This window comes from Paenibacillus sp. BR1-192 (assembly GCF_029542445.1).
GTDB lineage: Bacteria > Bacillota > Bacilli > Paenibacillales > Paenibacillaceae > Paenibacillus_AQ > Paenibacillus_AQ lautus_A.
Window position 1 is genome coordinate 4,090,017 of the sequence record NZ_CP120718.1, and the last position, 18,244, is coordinate 4,108,260.

At 51.1% G+C, this 18,244-nt stretch carries 16 protein-coding genes; 5 read left to right on the top strand and 11 right to left on the bottom strand.

The window, feature by feature from the left end:
* Positions 1-11: 11 nt before the first annotated feature.
* From P0X86_RS18140 to P0X86_RS18180, 9 genes are all read right to left on the bottom strand, one after another.
* The gene (locus P0X86_RS18140) at positions 12-1,025 is read right to left on the bottom strand and encodes a LacI family DNA-binding transcriptional regulator (RefSeq protein ID WP_096774069.1); all 1,014 of its coding nucleotides are present in this window, start codon (positions 1,023-1,025) and stop codon (positions 12-14) included.
* 269 nt (positions 1,026-1,294) lie between these two features.
* The gene (locus P0X86_RS18145; protein ID WP_277746109.1) at positions 1,295-1,705 is read right to left on the bottom strand and encodes a DUF6157 family protein; all 411 of its coding nucleotides are present in this window, start codon (positions 1,703-1,705) and stop codon (positions 1,295-1,297) included.
* 939 nt (positions 1,706-2,644) lie between these two features.
* Positions 2,645-4,411: a glycoside hydrolase family 2 protein gene (locus tag P0X86_RS18150; protein WP_096774078.1), complete on the bottom strand. Its 1,767-nt coding sequence runs from the start codon at positions 4,409-4,411 to the stop codon at positions 2,645-2,647.
* Between the two features lie 37 nt (positions 4,412-4,448).
* On the bottom strand, positions 4,449-6,800 hold the full coding sequence (locus tag P0X86_RS18155; RefSeq protein WP_481858304.1) for a family 43 glycosylhydrolase: 2,352 nt from the start codon (positions 6,798-6,800) through the stop codon (positions 4,449-4,451).
* A 122-nt stretch (positions 6,801-6,922) separates the two neighbouring features.
* Positions 6,923-7,759: a carbohydrate ABC transporter permease gene (locus P0X86_RS18160; protein ID WP_192571606.1), complete on the bottom strand. Its 837-nt coding sequence runs from the start codon at positions 7,757-7,759 to the stop codon at positions 6,923-6,925.
* Between the two features lie 11 nt (positions 7,760-7,770).
* Positions 7,771-8,664, bottom strand: coding sequence for a carbohydrate ABC transporter permease (locus P0X86_RS18165; protein WP_015735775.1), 894 nt, complete (start codon positions 8,662-8,664; stop codon positions 7,771-7,773).
* A 93-nt stretch (positions 8,665-8,757) separates the two neighbouring features.
* The gene (locus tag P0X86_RS18170) at positions 8,758-10,143 is read right to left on the bottom strand and encodes an ABC transporter substrate-binding protein (protein ID WP_277746111.1); all 1,386 of its coding nucleotides are present in this window, start codon (positions 10,141-10,143) and stop codon (positions 8,758-8,760) included.
* A gap of 135 nt (positions 10,144-10,278) precedes the next feature.
* Positions 10,279-11,355, bottom strand: coding sequence for a GntR family transcriptional regulator (locus P0X86_RS18175; RefSeq protein WP_015735777.1), 1,077 nt, complete (start codon positions 11,353-11,355; stop codon positions 10,279-10,281).
* A gap of 196 nt (positions 11,356-11,551) precedes the next feature.
* A complete protein-coding gene (locus P0X86_RS18180; RefSeq protein ID WP_277746112.1) occupies positions 11,552-12,607 on the bottom strand; it encodes a GntR family transcriptional regulator in 1,056 nt (351 codons plus the stop codon).
* Positions 12,608-12,738: 131 nt separating this feature from the next.
* Between P0X86_RS18180 and P0X86_RS18185 the strand changes: the two genes are divergently transcribed.
* Entirely contained in the window at positions 12,739-14,340 is a 1,602-nt protein-coding gene (locus tag P0X86_RS18185; RefSeq protein ID WP_277746113.1) for a sialidase family protein, read from the top strand.
* Positions 14,341-14,533: 193 nt separating this feature from the next.
* On the opposite strand, the gene P0X86_RS18190 is transcribed toward P0X86_RS18185, so the two are convergent.
* On the bottom strand, positions 14,534-15,838 hold the full coding sequence (locus P0X86_RS18190) for a hypothetical protein (RefSeq protein ID WP_277746114.1): 1,305 nt from the start codon (positions 15,836-15,838) through the stop codon (positions 14,534-14,536).
* Entirely contained in the window at positions 15,831-16,397 is a 567-nt protein-coding gene (locus P0X86_RS18195) for an RNA polymerase sigma factor (protein WP_249732734.1), read from the bottom strand. The genes P0X86_RS18190 and P0X86_RS18195 overlap by 8 nt, the downstream gene beginning before the upstream one ends.
* 147 nt (positions 16,398-16,544) lie before the next feature.
* Here P0X86_RS18195 and P0X86_RS18200 point away from each other — a divergent pair, with 147 nt between their 5' ends.
* The 4 genes from P0X86_RS18200 to P0X86_RS18215 all read left to right on the top strand — a co-directional run bounded on the left by P0X86_RS18200 (position 16,545) and on the right by P0X86_RS18215 (position 18,194).
* Positions 16,545-16,715, top strand: coding sequence for a hypothetical protein (locus P0X86_RS18200; protein WP_228468896.1), 171 nt, complete (start codon positions 16,545-16,547; stop codon positions 16,713-16,715).
* Positions 16,716-16,726: 11 nt separating this feature from the next.
* Positions 16,727-16,906 carry an H-type small acid-soluble spore protein gene (locus P0X86_RS18205; RefSeq protein ID WP_009592545.1) on the top strand — a complete coding sequence of 60 codons (180 nt, stop codon included), beginning with the start codon at positions 16,727-16,729 and terminating at the stop codon, positions 16,904-16,906.
* A gap of 137 nt (positions 16,907-17,043) precedes the next feature.
* Positions 17,044-17,358 carry a helix-turn-helix domain-containing protein gene (locus P0X86_RS18210; RefSeq protein ID WP_277746115.1) on the top strand — a complete coding sequence of 105 codons (315 nt, stop codon included), beginning with the start codon at positions 17,044-17,046 and terminating at the stop codon, positions 17,356-17,358.
* Positions 17,355-18,194, top strand: coding sequence for an IS3 family transposase (locus P0X86_RS18215; protein ID WP_277746116.1), 840 nt, complete (start codon positions 17,355-17,357; stop codon positions 18,192-18,194). The genes P0X86_RS18210 and P0X86_RS18215 overlap by 4 nt, the downstream gene beginning before the upstream one ends.
* Positions 18,195-18,244: the final 50 nt, after the last annotated feature.

Sequence of the window (18,244 nt, forward strand, 5' to 3'; positions counted from 1 at the left end):
CTTCATTGTCGTTAAGAAAGAAATTTGCAGGATTCCCTCACAACCAGCTGCGCGGGTATGATGATTTGCCTGTGGATACGTTTATCGCTTATTTTCTCGAACAACAGCTTGGCTGCTTCCGCTCCGAGCGTCTCTGCCGACAATTCCACGGATGTCAGCTTTGGATTCATATCCTGTGCCAGAATAGCATCATTGCTGAGAGCGATGACCGACAGCTGTTCGGGCACCTCGATATCCAGCTCCCTGGCAGCCCTCAGCACGCCAAGCGCCACTCGATCCGTGTCCGTAATGACTGCCGTATAATTCATGTTTCCATAAGTGTTCATGATGGACATATATCCGTATTCCGTTCCGTTGGCATGCAGCTTGTGGTCATAGTACACCACATACTCTTCGGGCATCGGCAGGCCGTGTTGGCTATAAGCCTCCGCCAAGCCAAGTTGTCGATCGTAGGACACGGTCATATCGGAGGATGCATTCAGGAAGAGAACAGTTTGATGTCCGCTCCGGAGCAAATAATCTCCAACCATTTGAGCCACGTTTGCATTGTTGTTATCTACGTAACTGATCGTATCGTCATAAGGATCCGACCGCCCCACCAGCACTAAAGGAGTGCCCATCATCAGGTACCGTTGAATTCGCAAATCATTTTTTCGCGGGTTGAGCAGAATGACGCCATCGACAGGATCCTGCGAATACAAAGTGGGATCCTCCTGCTCGGGCAAGGTGTCCAGAACTAGGCGGTACCCTTGCTTGGAGCATTCCTTGATGACACCGTTAATCAACTGAGTATCGAATGCCGTCATCGTCCCATCAGGCGGGAGAGGTATCTTGAGGCCGATGCTCATCGTCCTCTTGATCGCCAGGCTTCGGGCCAGGTGATTCGGGAAATATCCCAGCTCTTGGGCTACCTCTAATACCCGCTCCGTCACTTGTTGGCTGATCGGCCTTTTTTTGCTGAACACACTGGACACGGTTCCCTTGGATACTCCAGCCATCCTGGCAACGTCATCAATGGTAGCCATCTATCGTTGTTCCTTTCTCTAGCAGATTCTGATGGATTGCTTGATCATTAAACCGGTTTAATAACCCTACGTGATTGATTTTAAAAAAGAATAATTGAATAGAATGCAGGTTTATGTTAATTGAAAATTAAATCTTAGGTATAAAACTCGTTTCTTTTTGACAAACCAAAAAAGCCGCCTATCAGGCGACTTGGTATGCACGTATATGATAGAAAAGCTATCCCTACTGAGCTCAATTACCGTTAAAGTTTATCCTTCCCGTGCATCACCTAGGCTTTCTTTGAGCGCATCGCTTTACATTGAGTAATGCTTTGATCGTTCATGAGTTTGAGGTATTCGTCTGACTCTAAGGCGTAGATTGCGACTTTCCCTTCAGCGTCATGATGAATCCCCCAGCCATAGCGCTTGCCTAAGGACGAAGTTCGGAGACAAGGCTGCCCTTTCGAAAAAAACTTCTCGCGAGCGGCTGCTCTTTCCGTTTCCGGAATCTGATTACGCTCGGCAAACACTTCGAACAACACATCTTCTTGCGTGTATCGGTAAGGGTGGTTCGACAGCAGCTCATACTGAATCACCGGTATGGTCTTAGACTCGCCTTTTGCTTGCGGAATGACGGCCTCGCTGACAGGGCAGTCTTCGGCAATTTGAATAAAGGTGTCGTATTCATTCATGTCTTTCATATGTAAGAATAACCTCCAATTCTTTTAGTCGTCTCGTGCAAACCTTCCGATAACAACATCATATCCTCTTTGGGTTGGGAACGATAGTCCCAGACGTGACTGAAGCGTTGCCGGCTTACATCGGTTCGTCCTACCGTCTGCATTGTATCGAATTTCCTTGCTGGAAATCGATTTTTGGATGGTAATGTAACGTAATGTAACGCTATTCTCGGGTGTATCTGTCAACGTTATTTGAATACGATTAAATGGTGAATCACCGTGATGTGCGCTATGATTTAAGGCGTCTATATGGACGACATGCCTTCTTGTATCGCCAAGATTGAAACCAATGATGCTTTAGGAGGATTCTAATGAGGAAGAAGCTGTTAGACTAACAGCGTGCGGACTCAGGTTCCGCTATTATCATGCAAAAGTGCTAATTATAAGGAAATGCGGACACAGGTTCCGCTATTGCCCAGCATACCACCGCAAAAACAGGAAAAAGCCGAGAATAACGGATTCTGTGTCCGCCAAGCCTTCAATTTGGTACACTTTTGGGGAAATAGCGGATCTACTGTCCGCATGCACCAGTGCACCCAGCCCATTTTTAATTCCAACATGAAAATAGGCTATTATTAACGTTAGCTCAGTTCATCCGTTAGAAGAACCCCATCTATTTATCCAAATAACCATCTTATCAAACCTAACTTCTTCATATCCATCACTTTGGTTGAATATACGTAGAAATCTCTTACGTACTCTTGACTTGTATCCATAAAAGCCCCTCCCTTCTATATGTCCCCCCTGAAGTTCTATTGCATGTACCTTCTCCCCGTATGGATAATAGAATCCAACGTATAGAAAAACTGTAGAGACCCATCGATAGACGGGTCCCTACAGCTTCTTTGCATACCTATTCCGTACAAAGTATAAACGAATGTTTCCATCGAAATGCCATAATTATGCCAGATTGATGCCTCGGATAGCTTCCACGTTTACTTTCGGTTTACGGTCTTCCGTCAGCAAGCCGTTCACTTCCTGCTGCACGTCCGTAATTTGCGTATAACAGAAACCGCACACATAAGGCAAATTCTTGATCGCTTGTGTGATTCCTTCGTACCGCTTCAAGAATTCGTCCTCGCTGCGAACCTGATTGCCGTAACCCCAGCCCTCTTCGCTTGTAAAAGCGATGCCGCCGTATTCGCTGATGATGACGGGCTGGCCCCGATAGCCATATCCCTGCGCGAATGGATAACGGTGTGTATTATGCGCGATTTTGTTGCCTAACAGCGCATCCTTGTCCCGATACCGCTCTTCCAGCATAGCGCCGATTTCTTCATAATCATGGAGCGTAATGATATCCGAAACCGTATGCTCCCAGCCGTCGTTCACGATCACCGGCCTCATCTGGTCGAAAGCCTTGGTCAGATGATAGATCGATTCCGTAAATTGCTGCTGCTTGCGGTTGGTCGCTATATCGGAAATTCCCCAAGACTCGTTGAACGGTACCCAGGTGATGATGGAAGGATGGTTGTAATGCTGCCGGACGACGTCCATCCACTCTTGCGTGAACCGCTCGACCGCATCGTCTCCGAATTCGTAAGTCGACGGCATTTCCGACCATACCAACAATCCTTTGCGGTCACACCAATATAAATAACGGGGATCCTCCAGCTTCTGATGCTTGCGCACGCCGTTAAAGCCGAGCGCAATCGTTTTGTCGATGTCTTCCAGCAGCGCTTCCTCCGACGGAGGGGTCAAATGCGTATCGCTCCAGTATCCTTGATCCAACAGCAAACGCTGATAAATCGGCGTATGGTTCAAGATAATTTGATCCCCTGCGATCCGAATGCTCCGCATGCCGAAATAAGAATAGGCGGTGTCGATCGGCTTTCCATTTTGCTTCAGAATCATCTCGACGTCGTATAAATTCGGATGGTTCGGATGCCACGGCTTGACTTTCCATTCGCCCACGGCTTCGTTTACGACGCTCACATCGACCGTTACCGTTCCGCGTTCCACGCTCGTTTCCGTCGAACGGATCAGCTTCCCGTCAAACCGGATGATGGTCTGGAGGGTTAACCCGTCGTAACCGTGCGCGGCATTGCCCAGTTCATAGCCGAAATTCGCCGACCCGCGTTCCAGTTCCGGCGTTATCTTCACCCGGCTGATGTGAATCGGATTCACGTATTCCATCCACACGGTTTGCCATATTCCGGTCGTCTGCACGTACCAGCACCCGAAGTTGTCCTTCATCCATCGCTGCTTGCCGCGCGGCTGCGTACAGCTGTTGCCGTCCACGACTTGAACGGTAATCCTGTTCTCGCGTCCAAACTCGACTGCTTCCGTAATATCGAAGGAAAAGGCTGCGTATCCGCCTTCATGCATGCCGATTTTGCTGCCGTTGACCCATAGGGTCGCCGCGTAATCGACCGCTTGAAAATGTAAAATGATCCTTTTGCCTTCTGCCTCGGCAGGTACGGCTACACTACGTTCATACCATACGCAAGGATGAAATGTTTCATCCGCGATGCCGCTTGCTTTGGTCTCGTACGCAAAAGGCACCGTGATTTTACGGTCAGCTTGAAGGCGTTCGTACCACTTGGCGCTTTCTCCTTCTAGAGCATCGTCGAAGCGAAAATCCCATTCCCCGTTCAGATTTACCCATTCCTCGCGTACCAATTGCGGTCTGGGATAGTCCTTTATATATTTGTGCGAGCTAGACATTATGTTCCACTCTCCATCTTCTGTTAGTTTATCGTTTCTATTTGGTTCCTATGGATTCCACCGTTAAATCGCCAAGCCCGATCTGTTCAGCATGAACCGATCGAATGCCGACCCTCCCCTGCATGAAGGCCTGGGGATCGTCATACGTCAGGACAGGCTCTTCTCCATCCTCGACGAAGACGCGGATCGTCCCGTGAACTGCTTCGATGCGCAAGCTGACGGGCTTGTTCCGTTCCAGCTCAACTTTGATGCTTTGAAGCAGCTCGGAATCGTAATTATGTTTGTACAGTTCCAGTTTCGTGGCGGTGACCGCGAGGAAATATCCCATCAGCGAATCGCTCACTTGATCCCTGAAATCCGACTCGTTTGTCACCCGGAAGAGTACGCCCGCTTGACCGGACGGATCATCGCCCAGCGTTACGGTCGTCCGGATGCGGTAGTCGGACCAAAGGCGGCTGCCTCCATACATCTTGGCATCGGCATCGGCTGCCCCGGCATAACTTCCGGCGGTTTCGTTCCAACGGCCGTGAACATCCTCGGAACTTGCTTGTTCCAATAAACGTTCGATCTTGAATGCTTGATCATCGACCAGCTCGAATTCCATCGTTTTCCACTCCAGCTGCCCATAGTCCAATTGAATGGCGAGGCTATGTAATCCCTTTTCGAGCTTTAGGGATCCTACCCGAATTTTTACCCAGGGTTCGCTGCTGGCGTCATGGCTGCCGTCGATTTTATAGCTTCCGGCTTTTTGATCGTCCACGAGCAGCTTAAAGGCTGCCGGCCCCGCGTCAGCCTTGACCGACAAGTCCAGCGCATAGGTGCCCGATTCCGAAACGTTTACTGCATAACGCAGCCAATCGCCTTTTTCCGTAAGCGCAGCCGAATAGCTGCCATCCTCCGCCTGCCGGATCGCCGTTCCGTCCGAATGACGCCATGCGGCGGTTTCCGACGGTTGACGAACCGCATACCCCCTGCCTTCGCCGCTAAGATAATGCACGGCTTCCATGCTGCCGGGAAGCGGCTTGGCCGTTTCGAAGTCACTGCTGCCGTCGGCTTGATTCGAGAATGCGGTATACGACAATCCCGGTACGCCGTTATCGTACCGATACCCGATACGGCCAGGTCCGAACGTTTCCGAAGATTCATCCAGCTTCACTACGCCGTCCAGGTAAACCCTAAGCCGCTCGTTCCCTCGTTCAATACGAATCGTGTGCAGCTTCGACCAATCCGTATCTTCCGGAAGCTCCGCGGTGGCGAGCACTTTACGGTTGCCATCCTCCATCCTGCCCAAGGATAGTCGGTTTAGTTCCGGTTCGATTTCTGCGAACCCGAAACGGTTGGTCTCCTCATAGGCAAACAATGCGGCGACCCGCGTCTTTGACGGCACCAAATTATATTCCGCCGTATAGATGCGATCCGTGCTCTCCTTGGTGATGATTCGAGCGCCTCCTTCCGATTTCTCCGACTCCCACCGGCTCTCATCGATGGCGTCTGCGTCCAGCCGATCGGCAAAGACCGGCCCTCTCGGGATAGGCTGATCGTAATTCGTAGGACCCAGAATCTCCATCTTGTCTCCGTTGAATACCAGCCGGTCGATGTTCATGCGACGGACAGGCGGGCCTTCCTGGGATCTTCCCGTCAAGTTATGATAGACGAGATAATAAGAATCCAGATCGGGCCCCATCACCGTCGAGCTGTGGCCAAGCCCGTAAAAGTCCGGCTTAGTGCTGATGACGAGCGGATTGTTGGCCGGAATGCTGTACGGACCGAGCGGCGAATCATGCGATACGGCATAATGAATGCGGTAGCCTTTGCTGAATACATGATTCCCGGTATATGTCATGTAATAGGTACCGTTCCGCTTGATGATCATGGACCCTTCCGTCCAATGCCCCAAATAGGGCCCGGGAATCGTCTGACCGACGCCGAATTCGGCGGGTCCGTCCATCGGAACGCCGACAATGCCCGACGATCCAGCATGGGTAAACAGCCAGGAGCCGTCATCGTCGATAAAGACCGAGCCGTCGATGCTCATTCCGACATTCTCGGAGATTCTTTCGAACGGGCCTGTCGGCGATTCGCTTCGGAACACGTAATGTCCCCTTCCCGCCGGAGAAGTGTATAGATAAAACCACCCGTTCGAGTAAATCACTTCGGGGGCATAAGCTCCGGTCGATACAGGATCTTCCGTCACAAGCCCCGCATAGCTCCAATCGACCAGATTGTCCGATATCCAAGCCTTGATTCCCGTCCGATGATCCTTAGTGCTTACATACAGATAATAGCGGCCGTCATGCCGCAGCACATACGGATCCCCATTGCCGTAATCCTCCCATTCTTCCTCCAACGACGGAAAGGGATTGGCATACATTTCATTGTATATTTCCATATCGACCGCCTCCGGTTTCGTGGTTGTATCGCATCCCGACAATGCCAATCCGGCCGCTAAACCTAACGCTCCGATACAACATGCGATTTTTGACAGGCGCGGCATTCTTATCCCCATGCGCCTCACCCCTTGATTCCGCTGATTGCCATCGATTCGATAAAGTATCTTTGGCAGAAAAAGAACACGATGATCACCGGCACCATGGAAATGATGGCTGCGGCCATGATCATCGGATAATCCGACTGGCCGATGTACATCGCCTGCATGGAAGCGATCAGCACTTGAATCGTTTGCTTCTCGGGCGTATGCAGGTAAATCAGCGGGCCGAGGAAATCGTTCCAGATGCCCATAAAGCCGAGAGCGGCTTGGGCAGCGAGCGCCGGCTTCATGATCGGCAGCGCGATTTTGAAGAAGATGCCCGGAAAGCTGCAGCCGTCGATCTTCGCCGCTTCGATCAATTCGGTCGGCATCGCGCTCTGCAAATATTGGCGTATAAAAAAGATGACGACGATGTTGCCGAACAGGCCGGGTACGATGAGCGGCAGCAAGGTGTCTACCCAATCCAGCCTGGAAAACCCGATATACTGCGGTATCATTACCACCGAATACGGAATCATCATCGTTCCGAGCAAGCCCATGAAGAGCATGCCTTTGTAAGGGAATTCGAATTTGCCGAATGCATAGGCCGACATTGCGGATACCAGCATTCCTATGGTCAGGACGATCACCACGATGATCAAGCTGTTCATGAATCCATGCAGCAAAGGCGACTCCAGCCAAACCTTCGCATAGTTGCCGAACGTAATCGGTTCGGGAATCCATTGCGGAGGAATTTCGAATACGTTTCGCCGATCCTTCAACGAAGTCGAGATGGTCCAGATGAACGGAGCGACCATAAAGATCGATCCGAAAAGCAGCAGCAGCAGCGACCAGAGGTCCGTCATTTTTTCCCGTTTCACAGATTTCCCCCCTAGTCTTGGTAAACCCAGCGATTGGAAAGCTTGAATTGTATAAGCGTGACAACAAAGATGAGAATGCCCAGCACCCAGGCAACCGCGCTTGCATAACCCATGTTAAAGTACTGGAACGCATGCTGGAAAATATAATAGACCACCGTGGCCCCGCTGTATTCAGGCCCGCCGTCTACCGCCAGCACGTAAATTTGGCTGAACGACTGGAACGCCCCGATGATTCCCATGACCACGACGAAAAAATGAATAGGCGTGAGCAGCGGGATGGTAATCCGCGTCAGCTTGTGCCATGCGCCAGCGCCGTCGATTTCCGCGGCTTCATAATACGTCGAGGAAATGGATTGCAGACCTGCAAGGTACAGCACCATGTTGCCGCCGATGCCGCTCCAAAGCCCGATCAGGATTAACGAAGGCTTCACCCACTCCGGCTTACCCAGCCAGTTAGGGCCGGCAATGCCGAACGTTTCCCACAGAAAATTGTTGAGCAAGCCGTAATCCTGATTTAATATCCACTGCCACAACAGCGATACGGCGATGACCGGCGAAATGACCGGAAGATAATAGATCGTGCGCATGAACGAGATGCCGGCGAATTTACGGTTCATCAGGATGGCCAGCAGCATCGAAAGCACCATGCCGATCGGAATGCCGATCATTAAATAAATCGTATTGTACATTGATTTGTACACTTTCTCGTCGCCCATAAGATCCTTATAGTTGGCGAGTCCCGCCCACTGCGGATCGGATAGCATATCCCATTTGTGAAAGCTGATATATATGGAGAACAAGATCGGCACAAGGCCGAACAAAAGAAACCCGAGAACCGGCGGAGCGACGAACAGATACAACCATGCCAGTTCTCTTCTGCGATACCCGCCAAGCTTGGTACCCATATTCCATTCCACCTTCGCCAGTATTCGATTGATCAGGACGTCTTGATACGGCGGGAGGCGCCGATATCCATGGCTGGCGCCCCGCCTGCTTCATTATTTATTGCCTTTGTCGTAGAGTTCCTGCATCTTCGGCTGGATTTGGGCCGTAAAGTCTTTGGCCGACATCTCGCCGTTCCACACTTTACTCGCGTTCTGATTGAACGTATCCATCCATTGCGTATCCTTGGAGAAAGCTATAACGTTTGGTCGTCCGTAATCTTGGATAATGTCCAGAAAGACTTGGCGCGTCTGCGGTCCTTTGTCCATTTCCTTAAATTCGCCTTCGGCCATGTTGATCAGGTTGGGAACCGCCTGGCCGAGCTGGTAGTTTTCGCGCTGGCCTTGCTCATCCAGCGATAAGAAGGCGGCCAAATCGAACGCTTCCTGCGGGTGCTTGGATTTTGCCGATACGGCAAATCCCATTGAGCCGAGCCAGGTCGCCGTTTGTCCCGTGTTCGGGCTTGCAGGCCATGCCGCAATATCCCAATCGAAAGGCAGCTCCCAAAATGCCGGCTGATCCCACGGACCCATCGCAAACATGCCTAGCTGTCCGTTAATGAAGCGCGTATACGCATTCATCGCTTGTTCGGCTTCCTGATTCGGGCTGACCTTATACTTCAGATTCAGGTCGGCAACAAATTGCATCGCCTCGTAGAATGCGGGCTCGTTGACCTTTACCGTGCCGGTGGCGTAATCGATGAATTCGCCGCCGTTGCCCCAAACCGCCGATTCCAGACTGTAAGCGCCTACACCATACTGTTCAGCCTTTCCGTCTCCGTTGTTGTCGACCGTCAGCTTCTGGGCAGCTTCCAGCATGTCGTCCCAGGTCCATTCCCCGGCTTTGGCCGAAGGATACGGCACATTCGCTTTGTCAAACAAATCTTTATTGTAGACAAAAGCCCACGGACCTACGTCCTTCGGCAGGCCGTACAAATCGCCCGCCCCGACCTTGCTGCCGTCAAAACGATAGCGGTCCATGGCCTGCTTCCATACGTTATCGGGATTAAACAATGACGTCTGATCCAGGTATGACTGGATGTTGAGAAGGGTGCCGGCTTCGGCGAAACGGTAAAACTCCGGACCGCCAACATAGAATACGTCCGGCACTTTGCCTGAACTGATCAGCGTTGTCATCTTCTGCGAGTATTCGCCCGGCGGCACCGAAGTGTATTTAACGGTGACGTGCGGATACTTCTCCTCAAAGGAAGCGATCAGCTTTTCGAAAATCTTTTTTTCGTTCGGATTGCCGTGGCCCATAAACTCAATCGTGACGGGTTCCTTCCGGTCCGTACCGGTGGACGCTTCCTGACCTGGCTTCGACGCGTCCGGGTTGCTTGAAGCAGTCCCTCCGTTTGTTCCGTTGCTGCCCCCGCTGCAAGCGGATAACGCAAACACCAGCAGCAGCATCAACATACCTGCAAATTTGCTTTTCGTTTTCATGCGATCCCCCTCTTCTTTAACAAATGATTTGGTTGTAAGCGCTTTACGGAATCATAATAACTTATATTATTATAATTTTATATACTATATTTATTATAAAATTAGTGGTTTTCAGTGGCTTCACGGACGAACCTTTCATTCGTTTACCAGCATGACCGGCACCATAATCCTTCTTGCCTCAAAGGCTCCTTCAATTTGCTCGATCAGCAGCTCGACGGTCAGGCGGCACATTTCCTCTTCATTTTGACGGATAAACGGCACGTGCGGCAGATCCGGCGGATCGAACGTAATCAGCTCCAGATCCTCCGGTACGCGCTTACGGGATGCAACCGCCGCTTTATATGCACTTCGGCATAGCTCCGTATTGGCCGTAACGATGCCGGTAATTTCGGGATTGCCGTCTAAAAACTCCCTGATTTTATCGACGGAGTTGCCCGAGGCGATCTCCTCTAACGGGATTAGGCACCATAAGCTTTTGTCGATCGACATCCCGCGTTCCAGAAAAGCCTGCTCGAACCCTTGGGCTCTCTCGTCCGTCACGGTATTCGTAATCTCGGGTGAGATGAACGCGATCGACGAATGGCCATTGTTAATTAAATACTCCACGGCTTCCTTTGTCCCGTTGACGTTGTCCGAGCTTACGCTGTACGTCTTGATTTCCTTCAAAAAACGGTCGATCAGGACAAAAGGGAAGCGGTCCAGCGACAGCCTTAAAATCGAATCGTTGTAGGTCTCGTTTTCAACCGGAAAAATGATGATGCCGTCCACCCCCTGGTTCAAGAAGGACGAGATGACCTTGGACTCCTCGACCTGGGATTCTCGCGTAATTCTCAGCATCAGCTCAAAGCCGGCGGCGGTGGCATATTTCTCGATGTTGTCCAAAAATCGCTGGTCCACTTTCGTTTTCATCGTGGGCAGTACGAGTCCGATCCGTCCGCTTCTGCCCGGACCTGCCGTCCATTCGCCTAACTGATCGAGTGCGGAAGCGTTCTCCGGCCTGCTCATCACGAAGGTACCCTTGCCCTGGATCCGGACGAGCAAACCTTCCTCCATGAGTCCGACCAGCGCGTTTTTGCTTGTAATTTGACTGACGCGGTAACGTTCAGACAGTTCCTTCTCGGAAGGGACCCGGTCCCCTTCCCGCAGCTTGCCGATGGCGATCAGCCGCTTGATGTCTTCCTGAATTTTTTTATATAGCGGCAACGATTTCAACGCGCATCACAACCTTTATATTGTAAATAGTATATTTAGTATATTATTATAATATAACTTTCGAAATGTAAATATAAAACTGAACAAACCAGTGATTTGCCTCAAAATATACGAAAAAAAACGGCTGAACGAAGTTCAGACCGTTTTCACGATGATATTTCTCCTGTGTATCAAGCCAGTATCCTTGATGAACGGATCATTCCGGCCAAATCCATTGGACCGGGACGACCTCCCTTCGAGGCTCGTGCTTACCGGCCAGCTGTTCCGACAGCAGATCGACGGCACGCCGGGATACTTCATCCGGTTGCTGCCGGATATAAGGAATGCCTTCAATATCCGGATCGTCAAAGGCGGCGAGCTGCGGTTTGCTCTCCGTCGCCGGCCAAATTTCCCGCATGGCGTAATGGGCATAGCGGGCCAGCTCCGCATTCACGCAAAAGACCGCGGTTACATCACTGCAGCCCTGCAAAAAACGGAGGACCTCCTGCGGTCCGTGTCCCTCCTGAATCGTAACCAAATCCAGCAAGCACCATAGCCTTTTGTCTATCGGCAAGCCCTGCTCCAGAAATGCGGCTTCGAAGCCTTTGGCTCTTTCGTCCGTAACCGAATTCGTAATCTCCGGAGACAGGAAGGCAATGCGCCTGTGCCCCTCCGCAAGCAAACCGGATATGGCTTCGCGTACGCCCTCGTAATTATCGGAGCTGACGTTATAGGTCCGGATCTCCTTCAAAAAACGGTCGACCAGCACCAGGGGGACCTGATCAAGCGACAAACGCAAAATTGTGTTATTGTAGCTCTCTTGCTCGACCGGAAATATCAAAAAGCCGTCGACTCCCCGTTCCCGGAACTGCTCGATCGCCCGGGATTCTTCCTCCTGCGATTCGCGTGAAATACGGATCAACAGATCGTATTCTCTTTCCGCGCAGTAGCGTTCCAGGCCGTCCAGCAGCTGCTGATCGATCTTGGTTTTCATCGTTGGCAATATGATCGCAATCGTTTTTTTCGTATCCGTCCGGGGCTGCGGTCCTTCCGAAGAGCCCTGCTCCCTAACAAAGGTGCCTTTTCCCCGGTAACGCACCAGAAAGCCTTCCTCCACCAAACCGTTGAGCGCATTTTTGGATGTGATCTGGCTTACGCCGTACCGCTGAGCCAGCTCCTTCTCCGACGGTACCAAGGCACCTGCCGGAAGCTCGCCGCTCTGAATACTGCGCCGTATATCGTTCTGTATTTGTTTATATAACGGATGCTCCATGTCATACCTCGCTTTTTACGACAGTCCAAACTGAAAAATAATATATATTTAGTATATCTTAATTTATACTAACTGCGATACAATCCATTTTAGAAAGCGCTTTCTAATCTGGATTGGAAGGATTGTTGCTTATGGAACGGAACAAACGCTTTTGGAAGAAACCGCTTGCCTTTATCGTGATGCTTGCGCTTGCTTTAACGTCGTTTCCGTTGTCGCCGGCTCATGCGGCCTCATCCGGGATGGCATGGGCTTCGCAGAAGATTGCTGTCTATACGCCGCCTTCAGGCGGCGTATGGTATCCTCGGCTGCTCAAGCTAACGCCGAGCGAATGGCTCGTATCGTTTGACACCAACGCCGGCGGAGGGAACACCCGCATCGTGGTTTCCCGGACGCAGGACGGCGGCTATACTTGGAGCAATCCGGCTACGGCCGTCTCAAGCAGCGCGGGAAATGTAGGGAACGGACAGATGATGAGGCTGCCGAGCGGCGAAATTTGGTTAGCCTACCGTCATGTGGTGCAGAGCGGCTCGACCTATGATATCCAGCTAAACGTCCGGCGGAGCGTCGACGGCGGGTATACTTGGAGCGATTTGCCTGGCGGCTTGATCGGAAGTTCAACCGCCTCCAGTTTTAAAGGTCTGTGGGAGCCGCATTTGGAAATGATTAACGGCACGATAGCCGTCCTTTATGCAGATGACAGTCCGGCGGCGGTAGGTACGACCGGGCGGCAAAATTTGTACATGAAAACGTGGAACGGAAGCGGCTGGGGCAGCCGGATTACGGTCAGCGACGGCGTTGCCGCCGGTTCTCGCTATGGCATGCCGGTCATCACTCGGATGCAAGACGGCCGCTATATGACCGTATTCGAAGCGTCGGACGTCGCAGGCCACCCTTTTGTCATTAAATATAAAATATCCCCGGACGGCATGAATTGGTCGGTTCCGCGCCAAACGCTGTCCGTGCCGGTCGGCAACGGCAAAAAAGCCGGCGCTCCTTTTGTCGTAACACTTCCAGACGGCCGTCTGATGGCCGCATTCCAAACCGATGAGAGCAGCGTCAATACAGGGGATCCCTACACTTCGATGTTTACCATGATCAGCTCCGACAACGGTGCGACATGGCAGTACAAAACCAACGTTTTTCCGGTATCCGATACGAAGTCTTCCAATTGGAACTCCCTGATGACCGTCGATTCGACCCGCGTCGCAGCCGTGACGAGCGCGACTGATCCGGTTAGCGGAATCTATCTGCGCTTTGGCTATACCGTTACGCCTTCGCAGACGAATCTCGTTAACAATCCTGGATTTGAAACGGCGAACGTAGCTGGCTGGACCACGTACGGCGACGATTACCCGAACCGCATCCTGATTCACGGAGCCAATGACGGCGTCGGGCTTCCCGCGGCGGAAGGCTCTTACTTTGTTGGACTTGCGGGCACGAGCGGGCCTGCAACCGCCTACGTCGGCCAGACCATTACCGGTCTCGATAACGGTACGTATACGATGAGGGCCCGCATGCGTAGCAGCGGAGGCCAGAACAGCTGCGTCATGGAAGTGAAGGACTATGGCGGCGGGATGCGCCAATCGGGCTGCCCGGTCACGACGGCGTGGACGCCTGTCACGATCTCGAATATCCAAGTGACGGCGGGCAAGGCAACGATCGGGTTTTACGTGTCGAACTCCTCCTCTTCCCAGTGGGCAGATATCGATCAGGTTGAGTTTTTTCGGAACTGAATGAAGTCAGCTCTCTGCCGAATCCCATCCGGGTCAAACAAACATTGGCAGACTGTCGCAAAGGGACACGCCAGATAATAAATCCTTGAAAGCGAATAATGAAAACTAAAAAAGCCGCTCTAAGCGGCTTTTTAGTTTCCTTTTTTCCCAGTCAGTCTGACAATCATGATGGTTCCCGCACTTCACGCCTTTCTTACATCTCCTCTAATGTTGCCTCCGCCACAAGAAACGTGTTCCCGTCGTATTCGTAGCGCAGCCGGACCTCTGCCGGAAAGTTGCCCGGCGATACCTGGATCGGCACCGAAGCATAGAGGGTGTTTTCTTCCACGGAATACCTGACAATGCTGCCAAGTGCGGGCTGGTCCAGCCAAAAACCGGCGTCCTCCTCTTTGTATTCAAAGCTGCGGGTTACGCCGCTCAACGTAAGTTGAAATATCCTTTTCCCGTCTTCCGCCGTCATATGGTAGCTTAGTCTGGATTGTGACGCAAGGACCGGGTCGGCTGCCATCACTTCGATGAGATCGTCGGTAAGAAGCTTCAATGCGGATTCGCGCATCCCTGTTCCGTAACCGGTTGTCAAAACGATTGCCAGTATATCCTTCTCCTTCCCGCTGCTGCCTGGGGACAGTATCGCGGTTTCCGGATAATAGGATTCGTTACTCACGCTGCTCCAATCTGCGAAGGTTCGTTCACTGTCGCCATATTGAACATTGATCGAACGAATGGTTCCTGCCTCCTTGAACAGAGTACCCGTAATCTTCAGATCCAAGGCTGCATCTTCCTTTAAAGTAACGGTTGTTCCTTGATCGTCTCCAGCCTCGAAATCGTCCCGTGGTGTTCCCGTTTCGTCAGTGCTTATTAGTTGGATTCGCGAGATTCGGTGGGTATCATTACGAATCGTTACATCTATCGTTTCCTCATATACCATCGGGATCGAATCCCGGAGCAGCAGACGGAGCTTGTATACCGTTTGTTCAGCATCTGTCGTAATCTCGTTTACGTATATTTCATAAACCCAGGGACTGGACACATCATAGCGTTCAAGCGGCCATTTCACCTCGGGATGCTCCCAGATGTCCGGCGTCGGGCCGCCCCAGATGCCAATCTCCCGCTTTAAAAGCGCTGTTGCCAGCGTCACGATCGTACGGTCACTATCCTGCGAGACTTCACGGTCCGCAAGGTTCCACCAATCGAAATCGCCTCCTGACCCGGATGCGAAGCCGGATTGGAACGTCCCGCCCTTTGGTACAACCGGACCTGGGCTTACCGGATTAGCGTTGGGTACAGACTGGTAACCGAACCAGATTCCAACCCCGAACAAGAGCAGCACTACGGGAACAAAGGCACCGATAGTTCGGATCCAGTCCCTGCGGAATCGTTTCTTTTCAACAGCCTGAAGACGTTCCTCCACGGCCTCCATCATGTCCGTCCGGAAACGCTGGTTCTTAAATGGCGGATCAGCCAGCCTTCGATTCCAATCCGGTCTCCAATCATTCATCCTCGATCGCTCCTTTCCATGCGGCGGCCACCTTCTGTTTGGCCCTGAAAATTCTGGACTTTACCGTGCCTGGCGAAAGGCCTGTAATGGCGGATATTTCAACTATGGATAGCTGATGATGCAGACTAAGCACGAGCGGATCTCGAAATTTAGCTGGCAGCTTCAGTACCTGCTTCCACAATTCATCGGCCTCTGCCCGTTCCAAATATTCCGCTTCGGCTGATGGCGAAATCGGGGTCCGTATCGTCCCCTTCTGCCCGGTGCCGGGAGGTTGCTCGCCCATCAGCACCACTCTGCGCAGGAACGCTCGCTTCAGATAGGAAAGCGCGGTGTTGCGCGTGATTTTCAAAAGCCAGGTCTTGACGGAAGCCTCCCCCCGAAAGGAAGCAAAATGTTGATAGGCTTTAATAAACACATCCTGCGCGACATCATCCGCCGTGTGCGTGTTTCTAGTTATGACGAAAGCATAGTTCCAGACGTCCTCCCCGTAGGATTCCATAAGCATCCGAATGTCCGAAGTTTTCAGCTCCGCGGAATGCTGCATCTGCATTTCCTTCAAAGCAGTTCTCCCCCCTCACCAAAACAGACTCCTTAGGGTCGATGAAAGTTCCCGAAATTATATAAATTTGCATAGGTTCATACATATTGGTGCATTGTAGTAATGCAGCTTTTTACAATGGATATATCATCACATGGAGGGATCATTTTGGCAAAGAGCAAACAACAACAGGAAGCACATGGGATCGGACAAGTCGAGCAGCAGCTCAATCATCAAATGGAGGCTGCCGAAGAAATTCAAGGAACGCCGAAATTGGACCGGGAAATTAAAAAAGCCGTTAACCGGCAGGCTGATCCATTGAATGACCTTTCGGAATAAGGAGAATTGTCATGAATAAACAAAGAGCGATTGAAATTTCGGAATCGGCCATTATGAAACATGTAACTTATCAGGATACCCCCATCTATATCCAGCATGTGAATGAGGATGAAACCGCTCGGGTTTATCCGATCGGCAACTCGGAGCAGGAAATGACCGTCCCTTTATCCAGTCTCACGGAGCATCCGTAAGATAGAAGATATAAGCTTCTACAGCCCATTCAAACCTTCAAAAAAAAATCCCATCCAGATTCTGAAGTGCCCCCCTTAGAATAGACATTGGAAAACCCCCTTGGTTATTCCGATAAATTCTAAGGGGTGGATTTTTTATGGCAAAGAAAGGTCAAAAGTATAAATCATATTCAGATGAAGTGAAAAAAGAGGCGATTCGCCTTCATGTTGAGGAAAAGTGGACATATAGGCGAATTACCGAGCACTTTGAGATTCAAGATAAAGATCGTGTAAAGAAGTGGATGCGAAAGTATCGGGAATTAGGTGAGTTTGGATTATTGGATCAGCGAGGAAGACGAGAAGAATATTTGGATCAAGATCGCTATGTCCAAAAGCTAAAACGGGAGAATGAAATGCTAAAAAAGTGCTTGGAAATCTGGATGAAGGAGGTAAGAAAGAAAGCTTCGCCATGATCGAACAAGCAGCAAAATCAGGGCAAGTAGCTGAACTGTGCCAGTTCATTGGTGTTTCTAGAAGTGGCTATTACGCCTATTTAAAGCGTAAAGAGAACGACCGGGATGCCGAAGACAAACGGTTGATCCGCAGAGTATACAAACGCTACGAAGGAAAGTATGGTTACCGACAAATCCAACTGTTCCTGTGGCAGGATCACGGTGTGTGGATGAATCACAAAAAGGTGCTACGTCTCATGCAAGAACTTGGGCTCCAAGCTAGCATTCGCAAGAAGCGCCAATTCAACATGGTATACAAGGCCGCGGAGCGTGTGGCGGAGAATCTGCTTAAGCGTAACTTTACGGCGGAGAGACCAAACCAAAAATGGGTAACGGATATAACCCAATACCGGGTGGGTGAGCGTTGGCTGTATCTCTCGGCGGTAAAAGACTTATTCAACAACGAGATTGTGGCCTACCAGCTCAGCGAGCGTAACGACAATGAATTGGTTCTGCAGACGTTCGCCAAAGCGTTTGCTAAGCAAAAAGACGTGACCGGATTGGTCGTTCACAGCGACCAAGGGTTCCAGTACACGTCTCATGCCTATCACGACATGCTGCCAAAGGTTAGCGCCCAAATCAGCATGTCTCGCCGGGGCAATTGCCTAGACAACGCCTCCATGGAGAGCTTCTTCTCGCATCTCAAAACGGAAGGGCTCTATCCTTATGATATCCGAAATCTAGCGGAGGCACAAAGCCGAATTGAGAAATACATACGATTTTATAATCGAAGACGACCACAGCGCAAATTAAATAAACTGACGCCGGTAGAGTACCGACGCCAGTTTACAGCCTAGGTGTTTTTTCAATGTCCACTAAATGGGGTCTTGACCATTCAGTGGATGGG

What these genes read in the sequence shown, in the direction of transcription:
- P0X86_RS18190 (WP_277746114.1), bottom strand. Translation starts at nt 15,838, where the DNA reads ATGAATGATTGGAGACCGGATTGGAATCGAAGGCTGGCTGATCCGCCA.
- P0X86_RS18155 (WP_481858304.1), bottom strand. Translation starts at nt 6,800, where the DNA reads ATGGAAATATACAATGAAATGTATGCCAATCCCTTTCCGTCGTTGGAG.
- P0X86_RS18205 (WP_009592545.1), top strand. Translation starts at nt 16,727, where the DNA reads ATGAATAAACAAAGAGCGATTGAAATTTCGGAATCGGCCATTATGAAA.
- P0X86_RS18170 (WP_277746111.1), bottom strand. Translation starts at nt 10,143, where the DNA reads ATGAAAACGAAAAGCAAATTTGCAGGTATGTTGATGCTGCTGCTGGTG.
- P0X86_RS18145 (WP_277746109.1), bottom strand. Translation starts at nt 1,705, where the DNA reads ATGAAAGACATGAATGAATACGACACCTTTATTCAAATTGCCGAAGAC.
- P0X86_RS18140 (WP_096774069.1), bottom strand. Translation starts at nt 1,025, where the DNA reads ATGGCTACCATTGATGACGTTGCCAGGATGGCTGGAGTATCCAAGGGA.
- P0X86_RS18185 (WP_277746113.1), top strand. Translation starts at nt 12,739, where the DNA reads ATGGAACGGAACAAACGCTTTTGGAAGAAACCGCTTGCCTTTATCGTG.
- P0X86_RS18165 (WP_015735775.1), bottom strand. Translation starts at nt 8,664, where the DNA reads ATGGGTACCAAGCTTGGCGGGTATCGCAGAAGAGAACTGGCATGGTTG.
- P0X86_RS18215 (WP_277746116.1), top strand. Translation starts at nt 17,355, where the DNA reads ATGATCGAACAAGCAGCAAAATCAGGGCAAGTAGCTGAACTGTGCCAG.
- P0X86_RS18180 (WP_277746112.1), bottom strand. Translation starts at nt 12,607, where the DNA reads ATGGAGCATCCGTTATATAAACAAATACAGAACGATATACGGCGCAGT.
- P0X86_RS18210 (WP_277746115.1), top strand. Translation starts at nt 17,044, where the DNA reads ATGGCAAAGAAAGGTCAAAAGTATAAATCATATTCAGATGAAGTGAAA.
- P0X86_RS18150 (WP_096774078.1), bottom strand. Translation starts at nt 4,411, where the DNA reads ATGTCTAGCTCGCACAAATATATAAAGGACTATCCCAGACCGCAATTG.